The sequence below is a fragment of the Vibrio owensii CAIM 1854 = LMG 25443 genome, assembly GCF_000817815.1.
GTDB classification, from domain to species: domain Bacteria; phylum Pseudomonadota; class Gammaproteobacteria; order Enterobacterales; family Vibrionaceae; genus Vibrio; species Vibrio owensii.
In genome coordinates, this window is record NZ_JPRD01000043.1 from 43,795 (window position 1) to 69,424 (window position 25,630).

General features: G+C 45.8%; 19 protein-coding genes and 1 pseudogene. 16 read left to right on the forward strand and 4 right to left on the reverse strand.

The features are described from left to right. Positions 1 to 155 precede the first annotated feature (155 nt). The 4 genes from H735_RS21085 to H735_RS21100 are packed head-to-tail and all read left to right on the forward strand — an operon-like array spanning position 156 to position 4,271. Positions 156 to 1,106, forward strand: coding sequence for a YbgA family protein (locus tag H735_RS21085; protein WP_020197886.1), 951 nt, complete (start codon positions 156 to 158; stop codon positions 1,104 to 1,106). Next, the gene (locus H735_RS21090; RefSeq protein ID WP_020197887.1) at positions 1,096 to 1,899 is read left to right on the forward strand and encodes a MerR family transcriptional regulator; all 804 of its coding nucleotides are present in this window, start codon (positions 1,096 to 1,098) and stop codon (positions 1,897 to 1,899) included. Before H735_RS21085 ends, H735_RS21090 begins: the two co-directional genes overlap by 11 nt. Before the next feature lie 23 nt (positions 1,900 to 1,922). Next, the gene (gene phrB, locus H735_RS21095; protein ID WP_020197888.1) at positions 1,923 to 3,338 is read left to right on the forward strand and encodes a deoxyribodipyrimidine photo-lyase; all 1,416 of its coding nucleotides are present in this window, start codon (positions 1,923 to 1,925) and stop codon (positions 3,336 to 3,338) included. A 6-nt stretch (positions 3,339 to 3,344) separates the two neighbouring features. Then, complete coding sequence (locus H735_RS21100) at positions 3,345 to 4,271, forward strand: L,D-transpeptidase family protein (RefSeq protein ID WP_005441098.1); 927 nt, start codon at positions 3,345 to 3,347, stop codon at positions 4,269 to 4,271. 26 nt (positions 4,272 to 4,297) lie between these two features. Here the strand turns inward: H735_RS21100 and H735_RS21105 are convergent, their stop codons facing one another. Continuing rightward, a complete protein-coding gene (locus H735_RS21105) occupies positions 4,298 to 4,546 on the reverse strand; it encodes an Lpp/OprI family alanine-zipper lipoprotein (protein WP_005441096.1) in 249 nt (82 codons plus the stop codon). 422 nt (positions 4,547 to 4,968) lie between these two features. On the opposite strand from H735_RS21105, the gene H735_RS21110 reads away from it, so the two are divergent. From H735_RS21110 to H735_RS21135, 7 genes are all read left to right on the forward strand, one after another. Further along, a complete protein-coding gene (locus H735_RS21110) occupies positions 4,969 to 6,312 on the forward strand; it encodes a DEAD/DEAH box helicase (protein WP_005441090.1) in 1,344 nt (447 codons plus the stop codon). Positions 6,313 to 6,495: 183 nt separating this feature from the next. Further along, positions 6,496 to 6,669: a hypothetical protein gene (locus H735_RS31455; protein WP_009704941.1), complete on the forward strand. Its 174-nt coding sequence runs from the start codon at positions 6,496 to 6,498 to the stop codon at positions 6,667 to 6,669. Between the two features lie 382 nt (positions 6,670 to 7,051). After that, the gene (locus tag H735_RS21115) at positions 7,052 to 9,064 is read left to right on the forward strand and encodes a prolyl oligopeptidase family serine peptidase (protein WP_027726847.1); all 2,013 of its coding nucleotides are present in this window, start codon (positions 7,052 to 7,054) and stop codon (positions 9,062 to 9,064) included. Continuing rightward, the gene (locus tag H735_RS21120) at positions 9,065 to 11,206 is read left to right on the forward strand and encodes a TonB-dependent hemoglobin/transferrin/lactoferrin family receptor (RefSeq protein WP_042980344.1); all 2,142 of its coding nucleotides are present in this window, start codon (positions 9,065 to 9,067) and stop codon (positions 11,204 to 11,206) included. 9 nt (positions 11,207 to 11,215) lie between these two features. Further along, positions 11,216 to 13,468 (forward strand): proprotein convertase P-domain-containing protein, encoded by a 2,253-nt coding sequence (locus tag H735_RS21125; protein WP_020197848.1) that lies wholly within the window; start codon positions 11,216 to 11,218, stop codon positions 13,466 to 13,468. 25 nt (positions 13,469 to 13,493) lie between these two features. Continuing rightward, entirely contained in the window at positions 13,494 to 14,927 is a 1,434-nt protein-coding gene (locus H735_RS21130; RefSeq protein ID WP_020197849.1) for an Lcl domain-containing protein, read from the forward strand. 1 nt (position 14,928) lies between these two features. Then, positions 14,929 to 15,501 (forward strand): Lcl C-terminal domain-containing protein, encoded by a 573-nt coding sequence (locus H735_RS21135; protein WP_020197850.1) that lies wholly within the window; start codon positions 14,929 to 14,931, stop codon positions 15,499 to 15,501. 102 nt (positions 15,502 to 15,603) lie between these two features. Here the strand turns inward: H735_RS21135 and H735_RS21140 are convergent, their stop codons facing one another. Next, positions 15,604 to 17,247: a methyl-accepting chemotaxis protein gene (locus H735_RS21140; RefSeq protein WP_027726841.1), complete on the reverse strand. Its 1,644-nt coding sequence runs from the start codon at positions 17,245 to 17,247 to the stop codon at positions 15,604 to 15,606. 333 nt (positions 17,248 to 17,580) lie between these two features. Here H735_RS21140 and H735_RS21145 point away from each other — a divergent pair, with 333 nt between their 5' ends. From H735_RS21145 to H735_RS21165, 5 genes are all read left to right on the forward strand, one after another. Further along, entirely contained in the window at positions 17,581 to 18,402 is an 822-nt protein-coding gene (locus H735_RS21145; protein WP_020197852.1) for a phosphate ABC transporter substrate-binding protein, read from the forward strand. A 98-nt stretch (positions 18,403 to 18,500) separates the two neighbouring features. Continuing rightward, on the forward strand, positions 18,501 to 19,433 hold the full coding sequence (gene pstC / locus H735_RS21150) for a phosphate ABC transporter permease subunit PstC (protein WP_020197853.1): 933 nt from the start codon (positions 18,501 to 18,503) through the stop codon (positions 19,431 to 19,433). A 22-nt stretch (positions 19,434 to 19,455) separates the two neighbouring features. After that, entirely contained in the window at positions 19,456 to 20,319 is an 864-nt protein-coding gene (pstA, locus tag H735_RS21155) for a phosphate ABC transporter permease PstA (RefSeq protein ID WP_005441059.1), read from the forward strand. 60 nt (positions 20,320 to 20,379) lie between these two features. Next, on the forward strand, positions 20,380 to 21,129 hold the full coding sequence (pstB, locus tag H735_RS21160; RefSeq protein WP_005441058.1) for a phosphate ABC transporter ATP-binding protein PstB: 750 nt from the start codon (positions 20,380 to 20,382) through the stop codon (positions 21,127 to 21,129). A gap of 372 nt (positions 21,130 to 21,501) precedes the next feature. Beyond that, on the forward strand, positions 21,502 to 23,568 hold the full coding sequence (locus H735_RS21165) for a sensor domain-containing diguanylate cyclase (protein WP_020197854.1): 2,067 nt from the start codon (positions 21,502 to 21,504) through the stop codon (positions 23,566 to 23,568). Between the two features lie 81 nt (positions 23,569 to 23,649). Here H735_RS21165 and H735_RS21170 read toward each other — a convergent pair whose 3' ends face one another. Together H735_RS21170 and H735_RS21175 are read right to left on the reverse strand one after the other, a co-directional pair. Then, positions 23,650 to 25,296: a BatD family protein gene (locus H735_RS21170; RefSeq protein ID WP_020197855.1), complete on the reverse strand. Its 1,647-nt coding sequence runs from the start codon at positions 25,294 to 25,296 to the stop codon at positions 23,650 to 23,652. Between the two features lie 4 nt (positions 25,297 to 25,300). Next, positions 25,301 to 25,630, reverse strand: a pseudogene (locus H735_RS21175) (hypothetical protein); the annotation flags it as partial.

Here is a 25,630-nt window from a genome sequence, read left to right on the forward strand (position 1 = left end):
TCCTTTCTTCGCCTAAATTTTTTCTGAAATTGTGCTGATCGAATTCCTGTACAAGTGAGTAAAACGGTTAAATTGTACAATTTATTTTCTTGTACAATCTGGAAAGGCTTGCTATAAGTTATACAACAAAACATTTTGTATAGGGATGCGTCATCATGGAATCGTCAATCAAAGTAGGTATCAGCTCTTGTGTGTTAGGTGAACGTGTACGTTTCGACTCTGGGCACAAAATCAGCAACTTCGTTACTAAAGAATTAGATGGGTACTTCAGCTTCGTGCCTGTATGCCCGGAAGTCGGTGTTGGCATGACAGTGCCTCGCCCAACCATTCGTCTAGTGAGCAACGAAGAGCGTATTGCATTGGTCGAAACAAAGAATCCCGAAAACGATCATACCGATAAAATGCTGACGTACTCAGAAAACAAAGTGAACGAGCTCCAAGGGGAACACCTGTGCGGCTACATCGTGTGTGCTAAGTCTCCAACTTGCGGCATGGAACGAGTGAAGGTTTACAGCAAGAACAGTGCTGCAAAAGAAGGCATTGGTTTGTACACCAAAACTTTGATGGAAAAAATGCCGTGGTTGCCAGTAGAAGAAGATGGTCGCTTAAATGACCCTGTGTTGAAAGAGAACTTCATTACTCGCGTTTACTGCTTGAACGACTTTTATGAGTCAATGGGCGGCGAGCCAACTCGTGGCAAGATCATCGAGTTCCACTCTCGTTACAAGCTAACACTGATGGCGCACCACCCAGAATCTTACCGATCTCTAGGCCGATTAGTTGCTGATGTTGCGAACTATGAAATCGAAGACTTTTACAACGAATATCGCCTTGGCCTAATGAAGGCACTGCAAAACCGAGCGAGCCGTAAAAATAACACAAACGTGTTGATGCACTTACAAGGCTACTTTAAGCGTTCGCTGAACAGTGATGAGAAAGCAGAGTTAGCGACGGTTATCAGTGACTACCGAACTGGCCTGTTACCATTGCTTGCCCCGTTAACCTTAATTAAGCACTATCTCAATGCGTACCCAGATGAGTACCTACAAAAACAAAAATATTTAGAACCATACCCGCAGGAGATGAGACTACGTTATGGATTGTAGCCAAGAAGAAAAACTATACGCAATTAGAGATGTATCAGAGTTGACGGGCGTAAAACCCGTCACCCTGAGAGCTTGGCAAAGACGCTATAACTTGATTCAACCTCAGAGAACAGAAAAAGGCCATCGCCTATACCGCCAACAAGACCTAGATACGATCCGTGAGATCCAAGGGTGGCTTGCTAAGGGAGTGGCGATTGGCAAAGTTAAGGGATTATTGGGTCAAGAGTCTGATGTTGACGTCGCCTCTGACGTTCAGCGCTTGGAAGAAGCCGAAGCTGTGCTGAAAGCCCTGTCCGAACTCAACCGTGGCAAAACGGAAACCTTGTTATCTGGTGTATTAAAGGAATACCCACTTAACATTGTTATAGAACAGCTGATAAACCCAGTTTTCGAAGCGTTAGACTTAGTGAAAGTGTCGCAGCGTTCTCTTCAATTGGGGTTGTTCCAAACTTGTTTGATCACTCGATTGGCCTTGGTTGTCGATTCTGAAAACAAAGCGTCCTCAAAGGGCAAATGCTTACTGCTTAGCTTTGACCAAGCACGTGATTCAGAGAGTTGGGTACAAGCAGCAAAACTGTGTGAACAGGGCTATCACATTACTTTGATCGATAAAGTAGAAGACGTTTCTGGTCTGATTGACCATGACGTGCTCTCTCGTTATCAATTCGTCCACTTCTTCTCAAACAAAGCACTGCCTATTAAGCAAGTGGAAGTGCTAACCACACTGCAAACGCAGCTTCCAGAAAAGATTCAGTTTTCTGAAGTGATCGAAAAGCTGCACTTTGCTGCCTAAAAATACCCTCGTAAGGAGACGACATGATTCTGGTTTGGTTTCGACGTGACCTAAGAACGTTAGACCACACAGCGCTTAAGGCTGCTCTGGATTCTGGGCAGCCTGTTGTTGCCTGTTTTGTTGCAACGCCAGAGCAATGGCAAGAACACCACATGGCACCCATGCAGGCGGATCTCATTGCACGACGTTTGACACATCTTGAAGAAGAGCTTGCAGAGCTTAATGTCCCGCTTTTGTACAAAGAAGTACCCAAATTTTCCGACGTGACCGAGGTCATTAAGGGGTGGGCATTATCACTGAACGTAGAAAGCGTCATGGCGAACATCCATTACGAGGTCAATGAACAAGCGCTAGACCGAGAGGTTTCAGAGGTTCTTGCTAAAAGCGACGTCACGTTCGAAGCTTTCCATGACAAATGTGTTCATGCGCCAACCACGGTATTAAACAAGCAAGGTGAATACTTCAAGGTATTCACGCCATTCAAGCGGGCTTGGTTGTTGAAATTCCAAATGCCAATGGTGTCCAAACCACAACCGCAAGCCGAGCTGTCCAAAGACGTGCTTCAGACAGTTGAAGCAGATATTTATCATTCCGATGTGCCTTTTTCTTACCCACGCGAATCCAGCGAACGTTGGCACGCATCAACCACAGATATTGTTCAACAACTGAGAGAGTTCGCCCGGGAGCGCAGCGATGCGTATCAAGCAGAAAGGGATCTACCTGCTGTCGATGGCACCAGTCAGTTATCTCCCTATCTCGCAATTGGCGCGCTGTCGCCAAGACAATGTATCGCAAGGCTGTATGCAGAAAACCCACTTCCTGACCTCACCGAAGGGAAAGCCACTTGGTTGAGTGAAATTATCTGGCGGGAGTTTTACCAACATTTATTGGTGTTTGAACCAAAGCTTGTTAGAGGAAAGGGCTTCATTCCGTGGGAAGAGAAGATCCAATGGTCTTATGATGAGCAAGCTTTCGAACGCTGGAAAACAGGCACAACAGGGTATCCTATTGTTGATGCAGCTATGCGCCAGCTGAACACGACAGGTTGGATGCACAATCGTCTACGCATGGTTGTAGCGAGCTTCTTAACTAAAGACCTGCATATCGACTGGCGTTGGGGAGAGGCATACTTCATGAGTAAGCTGGTGGATGGCGATTTCGCTGCCAACAATGGTGGATGGCAATGGTCGGCGTCTACGGGCTGTGATGGGCAACCTTATTTCCGAATCTTCAACCCTATCAGTCAGGGCGAAAAGTTTGACTCTGATGGCACCTTTGTTCGCCATTGGGTACCGGAAATTAAAGAGGTACCGAATAAGTTTATTCATAACCCTTGGCTATGGAGTGGTTTTAATTTACTGGATTATCACAAGCCGATGGTTGATCACAAGGTGGAAAGAGAGATAACCTTACGGCTCTTCAAAAACGCCAAGGAATAGAGAGAGATGCCTAGCAAGAAGCGTCCGATGAGTATCGCTAAACGAACCCTGTTGTCTGTATCGCTATCTTTAGTGAGTGGTTTGTCATTCGCAAAGATGTACGAATTGCCGGAGGACGGGGCGCGCGTCATAGGCCGCATGGAAAACCACGTGGTTGAACAAGGCGAAACCATGGCAAACATTGCTAAGCAGTACGATGTTGGCATGCTGGCGTTAATGGCGGCCAACAAAGGCGTGGACCCTTTTCTACCAAAAGAAGGCCACGTCCTGACTATTCCTACTCAGCTTATTCTCCCAGACGTTCCCCATAAAGGCATCGTTATCAACTTGGCAGAGCTGCGTCTTTACTACTTTCCGGCTAAAGAAAATGTGGTTCATGTATTCCCGGTAGGTATTGGCCGTATTGGCCGAGACACGCCAGAGATGACAACGAGCATCAGCCAGAAGCGTCCAAACCCAACCTGGACACCACCTTCATCTATCCGTGCGGAATACAAGGCGAAGGGCATTGACCTACCTGCAGTCGTACCAGCTGGGCCTGATAACCCACTCGGTATGTTTGCGCTGCGCTTGGCGTATGGTCATGGTGAGTACTTGATCCACGGTACTAACAAAGACTTTGGTATTGGCATGCGTGTAAGTGCGGGTTGTATTCGTATGGATCCTAACGATATCGAGTGGCTATTCGACAAAGTACGTCGTGGTGAAAAAGTGAAGATCATCAATCAGCCGGTTAAAGTCACGCTAGAACCAGACCGCAGTGTATTTGTTGAGGCGCATGAACCATTGACTCGCAGTAACGGCGAGAAAGATCACTTACAAATTCCACAAGAGTTGAATTGGTGGTTGGATGAATATGGGATGACGAATGCGAAAGCAAAAGCAACGATTGCTGCTCAGAATGGTGTTCCAGTAGAAATAACCGCGCCTTAACAAGCGTTAAAGCGCGGAATCACATCTTACTTAGTGTAAGACTGAGCGATGTTGTCGATACGCTCGTTAGCACGTGCAGCTTCTTCTTGAGCTGCCATAGCCGCGTCGTTAGACTTTTGAACGTCAGATTGTAGAGACTGAACGTCTTGGCTTAGTTGGCTAACTTGGTTGCTTAGTTCGTCTAGTTTAGTAGCTGTTGCTGCTTCGTCAGAAGAAGCACAACCTGCTAGTAGAAGTACTGAAGTTGCTGCAGCTGCGATCAACGTTTTGTTCATTTTAGAACTCCTTGCCTATAGTTAAATTCCTACGCTATACGTTTTGTGTCATATAGTCATAGTGGTAAATGTGAATACATTCTATCAGTACATGATGTAGCAAAAGTCAAAAAAATCCAAGGATTTCATAGAGTACCTGATACGGACGCTAACCTTTAGTTTACATAAGTGAGCGTTTACTCACCTTTAACGCCAGTATCGGGTAGTACAGCAGCTCTTTTACCACGTCCCTGATATCAATAATTTAGACGAAATTTACACAAATGAAAGTTTCTTAGATGAATCTTTATTTTTTCTAATGGAATTAGTTTGTGTGATCTCTATCTATACTCCTATGATTTGCGGTATTATACCGAGCTTTTATTTTTTGCTGCGTTAGAGCGGAAACGACACTGAAAAAGCGCTCAAACGATGACTATTTATTGGAGAATACTTTGCAATTTAAAGATCTAGGCCTAGACAACCGATTGTTGAAGAACCTAAAACACTACGATTTCAAAAAAGCGACTGACATTCAGAAGCAGGCGATTCCTGTTGCGATTGCAGGCAAGGATCTATTGGCATCTTCGAAAACGGGTTCGGGTAAGACTTTGGCGTTTGTATTACCAATGCTTCACAAGTCACTAAAGACGAAGTCGTTTTCTGCAAAAGACCCTCGTGCAGTCATCCTTGCTCCTACTCGTGAGCTAGCAAAACAAGTATATGGCGAGCTTCGTTCAATGCTTGGTGGCCTGAGTTATGACGCAGCATTGATTCTTGGTGGTGAGAACTTTAACGATCAGGTAAAAGCACTACGCCGCTACCCGAAGTTCATCGTGGCAACACCAGGACGTTTGGCTGACCACCTAGAGCATCGCTCTCTGTTTCTTGATGGTTTGGAAACGCTGATTCTAGATGAAGCTGACCGTATGCTCGATCTAGGTTTTGCACCAGAGCTTCGTCGTATCCACAAAGCGGCGAAACACCGTCGTCGTCAAACTCTGATGTTCTCAGCAACGCTTGATCACGCAGAAGTGAATGACATTGCATCAGAGATGCTGAATGCGCCAAAACGTATTGCGATCGGCGTATCAAACGAAGAGCACAAAGACATCACTCAAAAATTCTACTTGTGTGATCACCTAGATCACAAAGAAGCGATCCTTGAGCGTGTTCTTGAAGAAGCTGAATACCGTCAGGTGATCATCTTTACTGCAACTCGTGATGACACTGAGCGTCTAACGAACAAGCTGAATGAGAAGAAGCTTAAAGCGGTCGCGCTGAGCGGTAACTTGAACCAGACTCAACGTAACACCATCATGAGTCAGTTTGAGCGTGCTGTATTTAAGATTCTAGTAACGACAGACGTTGCATCTCGTGGTCTTGATATCGCAACAGTAACGCACGTTATCAACTTCGATATGCCGAAGCACACAGAAGAATACGTGCACCGTGTTGGTCGTACTGGTCGTGCGGGTAACAAAGGTGACGCAGTGTCTCTTGTTGGCCCTAAAGACTGGGACAGCTTTAAGCGTGTTGAAACTTACCTACAGCAAGATTTGAACTTCTCTGTATTTGAAGATTTAAAGGGTAAATTCAAAGGCTTGAAACCACGTAAACCTGATTTCCGTGGTAAGAAGACCGAAACCAAAAAAGCACGCCCACAAGCGAAGAAAGTCGCGAAGAAACCTGCTAAGCGCGATAAAGGTTTCTACCAAAACGTGGCAGTGGGTGAAAACGTGTTTATTCCTAAGAAAAAGCCAGCGGAACCAAAAGCTGAAGATTAATCTTCAACTCAGCGTTAGAGGTTAACTGAATTCAAATCCGAGCTTGCGAGCTCGGATTTTTTATATCTGAAATTTACCTTCTCACGACTATTGTTTAGCTGTTCTAAACAAGGGTTAAATAGTCTTTGATTTTTCTGAACGCCAATTTTACTTAGCATAGGTTTCCAGAAGAGGAGACAAAATATGTATCAAGAAGAACAGTGGTTAGAAGACATCGATCTGAGCCTTACAGAACAGCAGTGCAAATCGTTAGGTTGGGGAAAGAAAGGCGTCTGGGTTGAGATGTTGGCGTTTCTCTGCGTAGCGTTGGTGAGTTGTACCTTAGTACACAATCGCGGAGGCTCACATGATTACTGAAAAGTCTCAAATGGGTGAATTGATTAAATCGGTCGTTTTTTCCTCCCTCTATTTTGTTGGATTTCTTGCTTTACTTTGGGTTGTAACTAGTCATCTTTTCTAGTTTTCCTACCTCTTTTGAGCTACTGACTAAAGTAAAAAGTTACCCTCGTCACCTTCTTCAGGTGACGTTTTCATTTCTAGATTCTTAATTGCATAGCAATAGATGACTTATCTAACAATAGCTTTGCATCACAGTGCATTTATCCATGATTTAAACGTTTGGCATAATAAAAACCGATAAAAATGTCACGAAAATATGTAAATGATAATTGATCTCATTTTTATTTAAGGGCAGAATACGCGAAATAATATTAATCCTATAAATAGTTGTGCCATTTATATGAAATTTAGTCATGTTTTTTGGGGGCTTTTAGTCACCTCTATGCCCAGTGTTGCCTCGGATAACTTTGATTGGCTGAGAGACGATTCTAGACAAGATGAGCGAGTCCTTTCTTACCTCAAGCAACAGAACCAAAAAACAGAACAATTTCAGAAACGCTATGATGAGATTACCCAAAATCTGTTGAGCCAATGGGAAGCCATGGCAGCAGAAAAAGGCGAGAAGCCTTGGGCGATTAAAAACGGTCAAGAATGGAACCTGACTCGTCGACAAGGCAACTTTGTTTTGCTTTCGCGAGCTGATAACAACGCGCAAGAGAAAGTGGTTTACGATTTCTCTTCTCGCCAAGAAGAACGTCAATACTTCCAAATTGGTCAATGGCGTATTCAAGGCGATTCTTTGTTGTTTACAGAAGATATTGATGGCAGTGAGCAGTACCGTGCTGTGTGGGTTGACCTAAAGAGTGGTGCAGCACGTGAACTTATCAGCAACATTGATAATGGGGTTCTGCTCTCACCAAATGGCAAGTTTGCTTTCGCCGTCTCAAAAGAAGCGAAAACTCAACGTCCTTACAAAATCGTTCGAATTAATACTCAAACCAACGAGCAGAAAGTACTTTGGCAAGAGGACAAGACCGATTGGCTCATGTCCTTCTATCCAGCAGCCGACGCGCGTTTCGCACTGGTACAAAGTAACAATGAATCGACCACTGAACAAAAGATTCTAAACCTTGATTCTGGAGAGCTAACGACCTCGCTACGTAAACCAGAATCCGGTGTGGAGTATTATGCGGATGTTGCTCAAGACAGAGTCTTTATCAACAGCAATCTTAATGGTCAGTTTGGTTTGTTTGAAACTGCGATGCCCGAGAAACATGCGGACACTGTTGAGTCTAATTGGAAGTCTTTCTTACGCTCAAAAAATGGCGTAGAACAATTTTACTTGTACGATGCGGGACTTGTGGCATTAACCAAGCAAGACAATCAAACGACAATCTCGGTTTACTCTTATGATGGCACCGCGAAAAAAACGCTTCCGTTAGAGTCGGAAGGGCGTGTTGCTTGGTTGAGCACTCTTGGTGATTACCGCTCTAACAAAATCCGCATTCGTAGTATGTCGATGACGACACCGCCGTTGTGGGAAGAGTTTGATGTTAAAGCACTGACAAAGACAAATCTCTCGCAAGATATTTATCACGGCTTCTCTAGCCAAGATTATGTTTCTCAACGCATTATGGTCAAAAGTCATGGTGTGGAAGTGCCGGTTTCTCTTGCTTATCGCAAAGATAAGCTCAGCGACAACGCTCCTGTTGTGCTGTACGGCTATGGCGCGTACGGGTTTACCATGAAACCTTACTTCATGCCTCAAACCGTGAGCTTACTGGATCAAGGCGTTATCTACGCGATAGCGCATGTTCGTGGTGGCGGTTACTTTGGTGCCGACTGGCACGAGCAAGGCCGAGGCGTTCTTAAAGCTAACTCTATCAATGATTTCACGGTGGCTGCACAAGCACTTAAACACTTTGATGGTGGTGAACGTGATGTCTACGCGATTGGATCGAGTGCTGGTGGTACTTTAGTTGCCGGCTCGATCAACCAAGATCCTGACTTGTTTGCTGGCGCGGTGATGAAGGTTCCATTTGTCGATGTCGTTGCCAGTATGTCCGATACGACGTTACCACTTACCGCACAACAATATGGGGAATGGGGGAATCCGACACTCCCAGAGCAGCTCAAAGCGATGCAAGCTTATGATCCTATTCTCAATATCCACAAAGACGCTTACCCACCCATGTTGGTTCAAGTCGGATTAAACGACCAACGTGTGCCTTATTGGGAAGGCGCGAAGTACCTCGCTCAAATTTCGTCGACCAGTGAATCGACAGGCCCTTATTTGTTGCAAACGGATTTTCACTCTGGCCACCGCATGGATCCAAGGCAGGCAAGAGAGCAACAAGCGAAGGAATACGCATTTCTACTATCACTAATTAAAACATCTAAAGCGGAGCAGTAAATGAAGCTTACCCCTGTGTCAGCGGCAGTACTTTCGGTACTTGCTGCCAGTCAAGTGCACGCCGAATCTAAGGTTTTCTCAATGGAAGAGGTGGTTGTAACCGCCAATAAAATCGATCAGCCATTGTCAAAAGTGGCAGGTAGTGTCGCGGTTATCACAAACGAGCAAATCGAAGAACGAGGCGAGGCCGAGCTTTATGATGTGCTACGTAACGAACCTGGTGTAAGCGTGACGGGCGGTGCAGGACGTCCGCAAAACATTACCATCCGTGGTATGACAGGTAACCGCATTATGATCGTTCGTGATGGCATTCGTTCTGCGGATGGCTTCGGTGCGAATGACATTAATGATGCAGTTGGGCGAGATACTTTTGATCTATCCAATTTTGAATCGCTGCAAATCATTAAAGGTGCAAGCTCTTCGGTGCATGGCTCTGGCGCGATCGGCGGTGTGGTGATTTTAGAATCCAGTCAGCCGGGTGATTTCTTAAAAGACAAAGACTTCTACACCGATGTTTCCGGTACTTACACCGATATCAGCAACAAGTACAAAGGCACGAGTAATCTAGCTTTCCGCTCCGGTGATACAGAGAGTTTGTTCAACGTTTCATACTGGCAAGGGCAAGAGACACGTAACTTTGATGAAGATTTGTATAACCGCGACCTAGATGGTTACAGCGGTGCTTATACAATCAACCACTTTTTCAATGAAGAGGTGATGTTGAAAGCCAAAGCGGAACTCTACACCCAGAATCAAGAGCGTTTGGAGGGTTCACCGTCCATTCAACCTGATGGCATCTGGCATATTGAAGACTTTGCTGAAGATGAAACCTCCGAAGAGTACAGCGCTTACATTGGTGCAGAGGTGACACCGATTAATCCAACTTGGTTCGAAGAGTTGGATACCAAAGTTTACTGGCGTCACACCGAAGTCGTGGAAGACACCAACCGTTTAATGCGCCAAGTGGATCACAATGGTTTGATCACCAAACGTCGCGAGCTGGAACACAAAACCTTCATTGACGAGACAATTGGCTTCCGTGGTGACTTCACCAATACGATTTATGCAGCAAATGCAGAGCACCAGTTGGCTTACGGTGTCGAGCTTTCTACTGACTATTATGAACGCACAGATAGCGATTCCAAGATTGATTGGAACGGGGTAACGCCTTCGACCAAACAACCTTTCGCTCCTGCTCGTGCTTATAACATTGGTTTGTACGTTCGAGACATGGTGGAACTGGATAAATGGACCATCACAGGCGGCCTGCGCTTTGATGCGCACCGTCTAACGCCGGATGGTGAGGGAGAAGTGGGCGGCTTCCCATTAAAGGACATGGATAGCTCGGAGGTGTCTCCAAGCCTGTCGGTTTCTCGTGAAATGTTTGCCAACAACATCGTTTATGTGTCGTACAACCACGGTTACCGTGCTCCGGAATACGACAAAGCATATGGCTTCGTGAACCATGATTTCGTACCACTAACGCCTTTTGTTATCGCACCTAACTTAGACCTAGAAGCTGAGACTTCGGACTCATTTGAAATTGGTAACAAGTTCGATAACGGTCGTGCGCATGTCTATGCGTCTGTGTTCTACAACAAGTTTGAAAACTTCATCGATGTTGTGACCACAGGCTTTGACTCAAGCACTGGTAATTACATCAAACAGTACCAAAACCTTGATGGCGTAGAGACTTATGGCGCAGAGCTTTCTGCGGGGTACGCGCTCACCAAACAATGGGACATCAGCACTAAGTTTGGCTACGTAGATGGCAAAGACGCGGAAGGCGAATACGTTCGAAGCATTACGCCATTCGAAGGTAACGCTCAACTGAAATACGCCAACCAAGACTTCAATGCTTACGTGGCTTGGAACTGGGCCGCTGCTATGGATCGCGTTCCTAAATGCCAGACCACGCTTGGCCTAGCGACAGAGTGTGCGCAGACAAGCGCGTGGAATACGTTTGATCTTGGCGCAACTTACTACGTTTCCAAAGAACTTCGTGTTAGCGCAAACATCGTCAACCTGTTCGACAAAGAGTACATCCGATACCAAGACGTAGCGGGTATCGCTGAGGAAAGTAAGCGTTACTCAACTGAGCCTGGGCGCTACTTCACGCTAAATGCAAAATACGAATTCTAGGACGAAATCATGAAGCTAAAACCATTGGCGTTTTCGCTGCTTATTGCTTGTACCCCTGCGGCGCAGGCTGCAGAGTGGGATTATCCCTCAACGGACTCTGTGGTAACGAATGAAGCGCAAGCGAAAACTTATCTAGACAGCCACTACTCAGAAGCTGGCGAGTTTAAGTTCCGTTACAAAACCCAGTCTCAGCTTGGTGAGCATTACAATTTTGATGTTTGGGTAAACGGTGAATATCAAGCACAGCGTGCCCTCGTAGTAACAACCGATAAAAATCATCACGTTGTGCGAGTGTTTAAGAGCCTTGAAGATACGATAATTCGCAACGGTAAACCAACGGTTGCAATGGAATTGGAATCGCCTCGCCAACTGCAAGCACAAGAGCCACCGGCTTTGAGCTCTGGAAATCTGGTTGATGTTGAGGTTTCTTTATTCAACCCAGATCTTCGTACCATGCAACAGCAAGCGGCACCAGAATCGACGTGGTCAGCACTGTCCGATTACCCTCAGCCGATCGAGTACGTAACCAAGTCGATTGAGGTTTTACAGTCCGGCGGTAAGTTCTATCTCTCTAACCCAAGATTGAAGCAAGTGGATGCGACGGGCTTATTTGCAGCCCCAGCACCTGGTGAAGCTCCTGTACTCGATACGTTGGACTTTCTCAGCGCAGAAGGGGTTCAAGCGTTTGACAGTGTTGATGAGATGCAAAGCACCGAGTTTGGTGACAATGCGTTCCCACAGTTGATGGCTTTTTATCATCTTGATAGCTCGATCCAATATCTGACAAGCCTGACTTACGACTTGTTTGATGAACCGCTTCGTTTTGACGCTCGCGGTTTATCAAAAGATAACTCGACTTACTATTACGGTCCGAAAGCTCTCATGCTGGGTGTCGGTGGTGTTTCTCCGGATGCAGTCGATGCTGATGTCGTGATACATGAGCTTGGGCATGGCATTCATTACCAAATCGTACCGGATTGGGCGTACGGTCACACTGGTGCTATCGCAGAAGGTTTTGCTGATTACTGGGCGGGCAGTGCGAGCTACCGCACTCAATATTTGGATGCTTCGCGTCGTGGTCAAGAATTCGAGTTAGATACGGTGTTCAACTGGGACGGTGTGTTCGGAACACGCAAAACAACTCGTAGCTTATGGAACCAAAGAGCGCGTTACTTCGAGGGCTCAGAGTATCCAGCGCACGTCAGTGTGGGCGGTGAACTAGGCGACGAGCTATGGTCAACGCCACTGTTCCAAGCACTTAAAGCATCGGTTGAGCGATACGGTGATGATACCGATAACGTGTTCCGTGAGTTTGACGCCATTGTACTTGAAGGCATGTACGGCATTGGTCGTGGCGTGAAAATGCATGATCTGGCGGAATCGACCGTGTTTGCCGCAAACACTTTGTTCCCAAATAAAGACTATGCCCAATTCCTGACAGACAGCTTCAACAAACACAACTTACTTAAAGCGCCTCTTCGTGTTCGCTATGACGCTCGATACATCGCACAAGATCAAGACGTTGGTGTGAGCCTGAGCCAAACTGGCCGCGAAGCGAGCATCAAAGGGCAATGGCAGCTAAACAACGCATCCGTTTTCGACTTTGATGAAACGCTTTCTGACTCGACCTCAATGAAGGTGGCGTTACCAAGCGGTCTGACGTGTGGCACGCAATTCGATTCCTCTATTTCATTGGATTACCAATTTGCAGAAGGTTTAAAGACTCACCAGTGGAGTGAACAGGTGATGCTGGTTAATGGTACGCCAGAGCTTGATATCCAGCCTCAATCAGTGAATTCCGCTTTGCCAGAGCAGGGCGACAGGCTGTTCTCTCAGACGCTATCGGACAAGTCACTCACGATTGATGACTCGTTTGCGGTTTACCTGAACATTGAACATGACTCACTGCAGGATCTGCAAGTGACGCTAGTGTCTCCACAAGGCAAATCGGTCGTGCTACTTAGCCATCAATCAAGCAATACCAATGGATTTAAAGGTTACTTCACAGCTCAGTATGACGAGGAGTTACAAGCACTTGTCGGTCAACCGAGTTGGGGAACTTGGCGTCTCGAAGTGTCTGACCGCGTGTCAGGAAACTCTGGGGTGTTGAAAGAGTGGGGTGTGAGTCACTTTGCTCAGTATCAGTGCAGTGCTGATACCACTAAAGAAAGCAGTGGTGGTGGTTCAGGTGGCAGTGGTTCGCCTTGGACCTTGTTAGGACTTTTCCTGCTTTCAATGGTGAGAGTGATTCGCTCTCGTTAATTAAAATCAAAAGAAGATAAAATCTATGAAGTTTCAATATTCTTTCGTTGCTATGTCACTAGCCCTAGCTGGCTGTGGCGGTGGTTCTGGTGGTGACACGTCGGCACCGACCTATGATGTAGCTGGCACCATCGTTTCTGCAGGTACACTTCTTGATACGCCAGTGTGCATCGATTTAAACCAAAACTACGTTTGTGATACGACCGAGCCGAGTGCTAAAACGGATAATGCCGGTAAATTTAGCCTGACTTCAAGCGACAAAAACTTACTAACCAGCACCATTCTTGCTCAAGTTAATCAAGGTTCGAACCAAACGTTGCGTCTTGCGGCTCCGGGCCAAAACTTAGCAACGGGTAACACGGTCAATGGTGTAACAACGTTGCTCGCAGGTCTTGTGGTTGACGGTAAAACCGTTGCTCAAGCTGAAGAGATTGTGAAAGCGCAACTCACCGATGCCGGCGTTTCTCTGTCTGGTACGGTGATGTCTAACGCAGAAGCCAGCGAGCTAGACAAGCTAGAGCAAAACACGGTTGCACTATTAGCTGCGATGCAACCACAACAAATGACCAAAGGCGTAGCGTTGCTTGCTCAAAGCCTTAGCTTCCAAGGTAAATCGTTGGCCTCAGATCTTCTGTCTGAAGCTCAAGTGAGTGCATTTGCTGAAGAAATTGCAGCGGTTGCTGAACAAACGGTTGGTAGCAACGATACGGGGGCCGTTCTTCATTTTGCTGATGGCGCAGCAGACGTTGCTGAGGTTCAAGCTTCTTACCCTGGTCAAGATGCGGAATACGGCTTCGACAAAGAGGACAAGCAAACGTCGACAGGCGCAGGCTTTAAGTTTGTTAAGCTAGATTCACAAGGTGCTGCTTTAGCTGCAGATGCGACTGAGTGGGCTTGTACTATGGACGAGCGTACTGGTCTTGTTTGGGAAAACAAGAGTGCGGATGCGAGCTCGGTTCAATTTAAAGATCGTACATTCGTGTATGAGTCAGCAACATTCAAACCGTATTACGAAGATCTTGAAGTCGTTGGTTGTGTGGATGCTGCTGATGGCATCTGTTCAACAAGCCAATATGTTGAACATATAAACAAGCAATCACTATGTGGCATTACTGATTGGCGCCTACCAACATACCAAGAGTTCTACGATGTTCTCGACTTAGGTGAGACAGAGAAAGATGCCGACGGCAATGTCTATGGTATGACGACAGCTTACTTCCCTCAACAGGGTAAGGGCAGCCCAGATGTTGAATCAGGTGCTATTTGGCTAAGTGATTTCACATTTAACAATTACTCTAGTTTTAACTACGAAGGTGCGCTTCAGTTTGCAGTAGTTGCTGCGAAAGGCGCTGACCGTGGTTACGTCAGCTTTGTAGAAATTTATTCTGACAAAGTGGAGCGTGACACTGGCACGTCATTCCAATTCCCAATCCGTCTAGTAGCAGTTAAGGGCCAATAAGATGAAGAAACTAATTACCGCGCTATCTCTTGTCTTGGCTTCTCAAGCAGTCATGGCGGCACAAGAATGTTCAACTGATTTTGGAAAAACAGCGCCTAACTCTCGTTACACTTACTCTGATGTTGGGACGGTCACGGATTTAAAAACGGGCCTAACGTGGATGCGTTGCCCTGTTGGCTCAACGTGGAATGCGGCAAATGAAGCCTGTGATGGCGTTGCGACTAAGATGTCATGGCAGTTAGCGCTATCAACCGCTGAGCAAATCCGCAATGAATCAGGTAACCATGCTTTACATGACTTCGCTGGCAAAAAGAATTGGCGCTTACCAAACATTAAGGAGTTGGTCGCGTTGACGGAACGTGCTTGCCACAGCCCTGCGATGAACGGCACTGCATTCGCAAGTGGCTACACGCTAGAGGTGGGTGATTATGCAGGTTACATCTGGAGTAACACTCCGAACGGTGATGGTTCAAACGTCATGGTGTTTGATTCAGTGAATGGTGAGGTTTACAACTGGAGCCCACTAGAGCCAACGAACACTTTCTCTGTTCTACTGGTCACTGGCGAAGAATAATCACACCGTTGGATTTTCTCTAATCCAGATATTAAAAAGCTCCGCCAGTGCGGAGCTTTTTTCTTTTCTAACCTTTGAAACTTATCGTGTTGAGCAGAGTGTTTAAACTTGGAACTGCTTAAGTTGGTGCTTTTGGTTTTCTGCTAAGCCAGACAGCTCTTGCGCCGCTGCGGCTGATTGAGTGATACCAGTGACGTTCTGACTCACCAATTCATAGATGGTACTCAGGTTGTTATTGATGTCCGACGTTACTTGCTTTTGTTCTTCAGAAGCGGTTGCAACTTGGGTGTTGATCGCATTCAAATCTGAAATCGCACTGTTGATGTCGCTCAGTGAACGACTTACTTCTGCAGCAAGCGCTTGGTTGTCTTCCAACATGGCTAAGCTTGAATGCATGCTTTCATTGGCGTGGCCAGACTGCTGCTGTAGCTCTTCAATGATGGTTTGGATCTCTTTGGTTGATTCTTGAGTTCTCGCTGCCAGCATACGCACTTCGTCAGCAACCACGGCAAAGCCTCGACCACTTTCTCCCGCTCGTGCTGCTTCAATCGCCGCATTCAATGCAAGTAGGTTGGTTTGCTCAGAGATGCTCTCAATAACTTCAATCACTTTACCAATCTGCTCGGACTGATCTTTAAGCGAGGTGACAACGAGTGCGGCTTCATTCAGTTGATCTGCCATTTTGGTACTCGCGCGCGTGCTTTCTTCAAACATGCTTAAGCTTTGAGAAGTCAGCTTACTTGCTTCATTCGAAGCGCTATCTGCTTGTTGTGCATTACTTGAAACCTCAGCCGCTGTGGACTCAAGCTGGTTAATTGCGGATGCTACCTGTTCCACTTCTTGCTTCTCTTGATCGGAGTTTGCACTGCTTTGCGTCATCACGGTTGCCAGTTCGGTCGACGCTGACGCAACATCTTCACTGATTCGAATCAGTGAGTCGACCGTACCACGAAGCTGGTGGATGGTTTGGTTTACGTCATGCGCCAGTTGTGAGACTTCGTTCTTGCCCACTTCGTCGGCTTCTACCAACAAGTTACCTTTTGCGACTTCTCGCATGGTTTCTTGTAGGTTACGGATTGGGGCCACAATGTAGCTTGCCAATAGCCAACTGATCAAAGAAGCAACAGAAAGAATAATCACCAGAGAGACCGTACTGTAGGTCAATGTGGTGGAGTGAAGAACACCGTTTTCTTCGACTTCGTCAGTAACGATTTGATTGAGCTTCTTAGACAAGTTGTCGATGGCGTTGATCATGGCTTCACCGGCAAGGCGGTATTGACCCATTGCGGTTTCATACTCTCGGTCAAAATCGGACGTGGTGTAATCAGAAGAATGCTTGGTATTAAGAAGTGGCGTCATGGTGACACGAGTAAAATCGACGTAATGATTCATGGCATCGCGCATGGCGTTCACTTCAGTTTGAATGCCTTCAATTTGGTCGATGGAGTTGAGAAATTCTCGGTTGGTTGCCTGACGTTGTTGTAATTGTTGGTTAAGTGTTTTGACATCTTCAGCCCTGAAGAGACTGTAGATTGCTTTAATGCGCATCGCGTAAGTGTTGTCTACGATGGAGCTTAACTCTTCTTTATGCACGATAAGGTTATTGGTGGAAACCGTCACCTTGTCGAATGCTTGTTCTAACTTTCCTATGCCTATGCTCAAACCGACGATGAGAAGTATGACAGTAAAAAGTACGGGCACGAAAACCTGTGACTTAATAGACAGCGTACTAAGTAATTGACGCATGATTGACCCTCTAAAGATTGGAACTATTATCATTTTTGTAAATAAAGCAACCCGATTCTAATTATTAGGCTTGATATATCAATCATTTAACGATGTTTATTTGTTATGAAATATATTAAAAGCGATGTACTTGGCATTTTGTTATAACCAAATCATTGCAAAGTATTTTGAGCTCGAAAGTAAATAAAGTTTGATTGCCGATTTATTAAGCAGAAATGACAACGTGTCATAGAGCTTTCAACTAAGTGAAACACAACTGTCATATTTGGATTCTAAAGTGAGCACCGTTCAAGTGAAACACAACGGCAATAAGGCCACTTAAAGGAAATTGTGATGAAAAAGACAGTAATCGGTGCAATCGCACTTCTAGGCGCAATGGCAGTGACTCCTGTTTCTGCTAAAGAAACTATCTCTGCAGTGGGTTCTAGCAGCGTAACTCCACTGATGGAAGTTTTCTCTGAAACATACATGAAGACAAACCCGAACGTATTTATCGAAGTTCAAGGCCCTGGTTCATCTGCAGGTGTTAAAGCAGCGAAGAACGGTTCTGCTGACCTAGGTATGTCTTCTCGTAACCTAAAAGATTCTGAAAAAGAGCCAGCGCTAAAAGAAGAAGCGGTTGCTCTAGACGGTATCGCAGTTGTTGTAAACCCACAAAACAAACTTACTGGCCTTACAGCTGAGCAAGTTACTGCAATCTACAAAGGTGAAGTAACAAACTGGAAAGACGTTGGCGGTGCAGACAAGCCAATCGTTGCTATCACTCGTGACACGGCTTCTGGTACTCGTGGCGCATTCGAAGACATCATGTCTCTCAAAATGAAGATTTCTGGTAAAAAAGTTTCTGCAATCTCTCAACGTGCTCAAGTTGCTAACGGTAACGGCGCACTGAAGACAATGGTTGCTTCTAACCCATACGCAATCGGCTACATCTCTCTAGGTACGGTTGATTCATCTGTAAACGCACTTCCAATTGATGGCATCCAAGCTTCTATAGACAACGTGAAGAACGGTTCTTACAAAGTTGCTCGTCCATTCCTTGTTCTTTACAAAGAAGGCAAGCCATCAGCTGAAACTCAAAAATTCCTAGACTGGATGCTAACTGACGAAGCGCAAGCGCTAGTTGACCAAAAAGGTTACATCTCAGTTAACTAATCCTATCGGGACTCTAAAGTTTGCTCAGCCCAACGTTTCGGGCTGAGCCTTTTCTATCCATTGTGTTCGACGCTATTGCCAAGAACCGTGAGATTTTTATGACCATCGCAACAAATAGTGAAAAGCTTATGACTACTGACGCAAAAGCGATCAGCAAGCCAGGCCTACGCGAAAAACGCCGCGTAGACTGGAGAGAGCGCATCTTCCACGGCTTGTTCCTAACGAGTGCTGTAATCGGCATCGTATCATTAGCAGTTATCGCATACTTCATCGTTCGAGAGAGTATCCCAGCATTCCAAGAAGCGGGCGTCTCGGGCATCGTTCTAGGCCAAAACTGGCTACCACCGGCACTGTACGGTGTTGCAACCATGATTGTTGCTTCTATCGTTTCGACAGCAGGCGCTGTTTTAGTCGGTGTTCCAGTTGGTGTCTTAACCGCTATCTTCATCGCTGAAATCGCACCAAAGCGTCTAGCTGACATCATCCGCCCAGCGGTTGAGCTGCTAGCCGGTATTCCTTCGGTGGTTTACGGTTTCTTTGGCCTGGTTATTATCGTTCCATTGATTCAGAACGTATTCGATGTACCAGCAGGTAACACTATCTTGGCCGGTATCATTGTTCTTGGTGTGATGATTCTACCAACGGTAATTACGGTATCTGAAACTTCTATCCGCGCTGTTCCTCGTACCTACAAAGAAGGTTCTTTGGCACTGGGCGCATCGAAAATCTACACCATCTTTAAATTGCTCGTTCCAGCGGCTCGCTCAGGCATCATGACAGGTGTGATTCTGGGTATCGGTCGTGCGTTGGGTGAGACCATGGCGATCATCATGGTAATGGGTAACGCGCCGGCAATGCCAGAAGGCATCCTTGATTCGGCTCGTACGCTAACCGCAAACATCGCTATTGAAATGTCTTACGCAAGTGGTGTTCACGCGAACGCACTTTACGCTACAGGTGTGGTACTTCTGGTCTTCATCATGTCGTTGAACGCTGTACTACTGTACCTAAACCGAGAAAAAGCGAAGTAATCGCTCGTTAAAGGTGACTATTATGGATCGCGCAAAACTGAAAAAAGCACGCCAGTTCAAAGATAATGTCTTTAACGCATTTGTCTGGATCTCGGCAGCACTAACGGTAGGTTTCTTGTTCTGGATTATCTGGTACATCCTATCAAACGGTCTACAACACGTAGATTGGAACTTCATTACTGATAACTACACGCGCACAGGTGAAGAGCACGGTATCTTCCCAATGATTGTGGCGACAATTTACATGGTTATCGCTTCTATCGCAGTGGCAGCACCACTCGGTATCATGACGGCAATCTACTTGACCGAATACGCGAAAGTGGGCAGTCGTTTGGTGAAAATCATCCGATTCTGTACTGAGTCATTGGCGGGTATCCCGTCGATCATCTTCGGTCTGTTCGGTATGACTTTCTTCGTGGCGATTCTTGGCCTTGGTTTCTCGATTCTATCGGGTGCATTGACGCTAAGTATCCTTATCCTGCCAGTTATCATCCGTACCACGGAAGAAGCGTTGATGGCAGTACCACAGACGTACCGCGAAGGCTCTTACGGCCTAGGTGCATCTAAGATTTACACTATCTGGCGTTTGATTCTTCCGAGCGCAATGCCAGGTATCTTAACCTCGGTCATTCTAAGTATTGGTCGTGTCATTGGTGAGTCTGCTCCAGTATTCCTGACAGCAGGTATGGTTGCACGTATTCCGGATTCTTTATTGGATTCAGGTCGTACGCTAACCGTTCACCTATACAAACTGACTACCGAACTGTTTACCATTGAAGAATGGAATCAGGCTTACGGTACGGCGACAGTTCTGATTGTTGTTGTTCTACTGATCAACATGTTTACAAAACTGATTGCACGACGTTTTAACACCGCAACTTACTAACAAAACGAATTAAGAACGCACGTTAAAAGACACGAATTCAAGATTTAAGAGATTAAGAAAATGAACAAGTTTGATATTGAAAACCTAGACCTGTTTTACGGTGACAACCAAGCACTGAAATCAATCAACCTGCCAATTCCAGTTCGCCAAGTGACGGCGCTTATCGGTCCTTCTGGTTGTGGTAAATCAACACTACTACGTTGTTTGAACCGCATGAATGATCTCATTGAAGGCGTAAAGATTACGGGTAAGCTGTCAATGGATGGCGAAGACATTTACGGCAATATTGACGTTGCTGACCTTCGCATCAAAGTGGGCATGGTATTCCAAAAGCCAAACCCATTCCCGATGAGCATCTACGAGAACGTGGCTTACGGTCTACGCGCTCAAGGCATCAAAGACAAGAAGCACATTGATGAAGTGGTTGAGAGCTCACTTCGCGGCGCAGCGCTTTGGGACGAAGTGAAAGACCGTCTTAAGTCACATGCATTTGGTCTATCTGGTGGTCAGCAGCAACGTCTATGTATCGCACGTACAATCGCGATGGAGCCTGATGTGATTCTGATGGATGAACCAACATCGGCACTTGACCCAATTGCGACGCATAAAATCGAAGAATTGATGGAAGAGCTGAAGAAGAACTACACCATCGTTATCGTGACTCACTCAATGCAACAGGCGCGTCGTATTTCTGACCGCACTGCGTTCTTCCTTATGGGTGAACTGGTTGAGCACGATGATACACAAGTTATCTTCAGCAACCCGCAAGACGACCGTACTCAAGGTTACGTAAACGGTGACTTCGGTTAATCCACACATTTACTGGCATATACACAAATAACTATAAGCGATGGTACTCTTGCCCCTCTTGATGAGGGGCCTTTTTTATTTTTGGACTTGAAAAACACCAATATTAAGAATGTTCATGTTGATTCATTTTTGCGCATATTTTTGCAGTATGTAATCCGGATGAAACACCTGTCTAAAAATGTTGAAGGGTTCTCGAATGTGAAATTAAGTCCATATTTTTTGCGAATGACTTAACAGCTCAACTTGGATTCCATTGATTGCATATCCACCCCTAAGTAGTTTTTTATCGAGGATAAAAAAGTAGATTAGGTTGGTCAGGTGAGTTTAAAGAGTTTTACAAGAACGGTCTCTTCCACAAGGGACCATAGGTTATTGGCTGAAGCCATATTCGAACATCTAGAGCAGCATTTTTCCCCCAGTGCGATAGCGATCTTTGATGATCCGCTGACCAACCCTTCTTGGACGGTTCGATTCTCGCGGGGTGACCTCTTTCCTCTCCAAAATTATCCAGAAGCATTCTGGGATTGGGCTAACCAATTCGATACCTCAGAAAGCATCATTCCTCTGGCCATCAATACCTGCAATTGGAATCATGTCCAAGACCTCGGTGGCGAGAGCTATATCATGATGCTCGACAACACACCGATTAAACGTACCTACCTACTGATCCAAAACGTTCAAGCTCGCAGCGCACACAATATTTATGAAGAAAGCTATGACGCAATGCAACTCTCAGCGGCGCGTTGGCAGTGTGTCCGCGCAGAAAAACACGCCTCGTTAGAAATGAAGCATCGCGATGTGCGAGAAGCGCAGTATGTCGATGAGCTTGGGCAGCGTGAACGTTTTATTGAAAACATGAAGCTTGTCCAGCAGGTTGCGTTAGATATCTCTAACCCTGATTCACTGAAAGATCTTTATTTGAAAGCGGTGGAAGCACTGCGAGAGCACCTAGGTTTTGACCGCTCCACGTTAATGTTACTGGACATGAAAAAGCGCAGTTTCAGTGGCACTTATGGAACGAATGAGGATGGCATCACCATTGATGAATTCCACACCCAATATGATCTTCATCAACTAAGTGAAGAGTACATTGCATCACTGTCCAGTTTGGATCGTAACCTCGTTATTGTAGAGGATGCGCCTATCTATACCGCAGGTAAAGTTGTGGGGCAGGGCTGGAATGCAATGCTGATTTTAAGAGATGGAAATGAGCCATTTGGTTGGTTTGCGCTTGATAACTTTATTCACCGAAAACCCGTCACTGCCTATCAAAAACAGATGCTGGAATCATTTGGTTCGCTTTTCTCTCAAATCTTTATTCGCAAACGCCAAGAGCAAAACGTACGTATGCTGCATTCGAGCATGGTTGAGTTATCACGCTGTACGACGGTGAGTGATGTTTGCAAATCTGCCGTGACGTTCGCCATTAAAAATCTAGGCATTGACCGTATGGCGGTGTTTTTGACCGATGAAAACTGCTCTTACATGCAGGGGACTTGGGGAACTGATATTCAAGGCAATGTGGTTGATGAGTCGTATTTTTTTGGGGAAACCCAAGACTTCTCTTTAATTAACTTAGCTAAATCCATGCCCAATGAAGTGGCGTTCGAAGAATCCGTTCCGATTTACCATGATTGCAATATCGTCGGCTTTGGTTGGGCGGCCATGACAGTGCTGACGTCAAACAGCAGTGGGCCAATTGCGTTCATCGCGGTCGATAACTTGTTAACCCGTGCACCTTTGACTTCTCAACTGCGTGAAGTGATTCGGATGTTTGCTTCTAGCTTGGTTGAAGTGTTGCAACGTACACAAGCACAAGAGGCAATCAGAGAGCTCAATGAGAATCTAGAGCTCGAAGTGCAGAACCGAACTAAAGAGTTAGAAGAAGCCAATCGGCAATTGGAAGTCTTGTCTAAGCTCGACCCCTTAACGAGACTGGGTAACCGACGTATGCTAGAACACGTTATGCAAAAGTACTGTTCTCTTGAGCATAACGAAGTGATGTCGTTTGGGTTGATTCTTATCGATATTGACCATTTTGGCTTGTTTAACAATCATTATGGGCATTTAGAAGGCGACATTGCGTTGATGCGTATTGGCAACATTCTCGACCATCATACAAAAAGTGAAGACGAAGTTTTTTGCCGAATTGGCGGTGAAGAGTTTGTTTTGTTGATGATTGGGTCAAACCAAGAAGAGGTCAGGTTGAGAGCTGAATGTATTCGCCAATGCATTGAAGAAGAAGGCATAAGACATTGCCATAACCCAGAAGGAGAATTGCTTACTGTCTCAGTGGGTTACTCGCGTTATCAAGCACAAGGCAAAGACTTTAATTTTGATCACTTATACCAACTGGCTGATAAAGCACTCTATCTAGCAAAAAACAGTGGCCGAAACTGTGTTCGAACCTGTGAACTGACAAGTCAAATTGTCGCTTAAGCCATCGTTGCTGAACGAATAGATACAAAAATGGCAGCTCAATAAGAGCTGCCATTTTCATTAATCAGGCCTCACCTGCGACTAGAGCTTTTCTAGCTGGTGGCTAGGCTTACTCTTCTTCTCTTTGGTCAGTTGCTTGATCTTAGTGAGCAGAGAATCTGGTTTCCATTCTTGCTGAGTGGCACTAAAGCGAGCTTGATTCATCACATTCAATTCCTCTTTCACGGCTTTTGTCGCTTCGGATTCACTGTTGAAGTGATGTGTGTTTAAGTAGTCGTTAACCGATCTTTCAATTTTGGCACTATCACCTTGTTTGATGATGTTCTCCAAATCTTGCAGAGATGAGCCGTGCGTTGAAGTCTCGACTTTCTCAGGCTTTACGGTTCTGCGCTTTTTCCAAAGCCCAAACGCAATTGCTGATGAGACAAGCCAAAGTGCACCAAACACGAACGTCAGTGTTTTCCAGATAGTATCCACACCACTTTGAACCACAGGTGCTGGGGTTGTCGCTGGTTGTGCTGGCAACGCACTTTCTGGCAGCGTGATTAAGCCACTGTCACTTTTCTCTACCTTTAGCTTTAACGCTGAAATGTCGGCTTTTCTCGCTTGGTCACGGTTACTGTCCCACCAATTTAGGCTGTAGCCCGGCAGGGTAAGATCACCTGCTTCTGTGGGAATCAAAACCTGTTTCACTGTCATGGTGACAGTGCCATCACGCGATGTCTCGAACTGAGGTTGTTCAGGATAAACACGCAGTGTGCTTGGATAGACAATACCAATACGAGGTAGATATTCCGCTTGTGTACCACGAGCTCGAATACGAATCGTACGAGTAATTGAAGAGCCTTGTTTCACTGTGCTGACGGCATTTGCTGATAGCGGATTGCCTTGTTCATCTTGCCAGCTTTGCGTTAATTCTAAAGCAGAAGCTGGCAGCCAGTTACCTTTAAAGTCTTTAGGGATAGGCTTTACAGTAATCGGTATTTGCTCAGTTTTAGTATTGATTGGCATGACCTTGGTTGAGCCGGTTAGGCTGTCACCATAGATGTAAGAACCCGTCAATTTCGGGCCATTCAGCGTGTAGGTGCCAGGTTGTTCGGCTGTAATGCGGAAAGCTTGCTCTACGACCGTCACTTCTAAGCCATCAATGATGCGTTGTGCCTGCTTCATATCGCTGGCTGGCTCAATTTTCATCCCATCAATGCTTGGCGGTACGACTTGTGGATTATCTAAACGACGAGGGTCTACTTTGATCGCCAACTGCATGCGAAGTGTCGCTGACTGCTGTGGGTACAAAGTGTGACTATCCACGCTCATGTTAAAGCTAAACAAATCGTCGAGATTTGGCTCACCTTTGTCTTTTGTCACACGAAGCTTAATTGGCTCAGTTTTCATCCCATCAGCAGAAAAGCTCGGTATGGTGACGACGCCTTCTTTCATCGGTGCAATCGAGATGCTCCATTCTGTGCGAACGGTTTTGTGGCCGTTAATGTTGTTACTAGAACGGCCGTAGCGAGGTTGTCCTAAAAAGAAGTCCTGTTTCAATGCATCGAAGTCAATCGCATCTGAGCCAAGCTCGGTATCTGCTATGATCCTTAGGTTGATCACTTCGTTCTTCGCCACCTGAGTTTTGTTTACACTAGCTTGTAGGGTTTGTGCAAAAACCGAAAAGCTAGTCAGTAGGCTGGCCATCAGAACAAAGGCCAGTTTTGCGCCTTTTTTCATCATGGATTTACCACTCCTTATTAGATTGTTGCGGACGTTGTTTTTGTTGAGCTTGAAGCTGCATTTGAGCTCGAATCAAGAAACTAGGGTCACGCGCGCTTTCTACCGCTTCTAAGCGACGGAACTCAGGATCATCCTGAGGCGTTTTCTCTGGCTGAGCTTGAGCCTGCATAGGTTCACCTTTTTGCTCGCCTTGTTTCTCTTCTTCTTGCTTGGCTTTTTGTCGCTCAGATTTCTGATTTTCTTTTTTATTTTCAGGTTCTTGCTGGTTTTGTGACTGCTGACCTTGCTCTTGTTTAGCATCACTCTGAGACTTTTGTTGCTGCTGTTGCTGCTG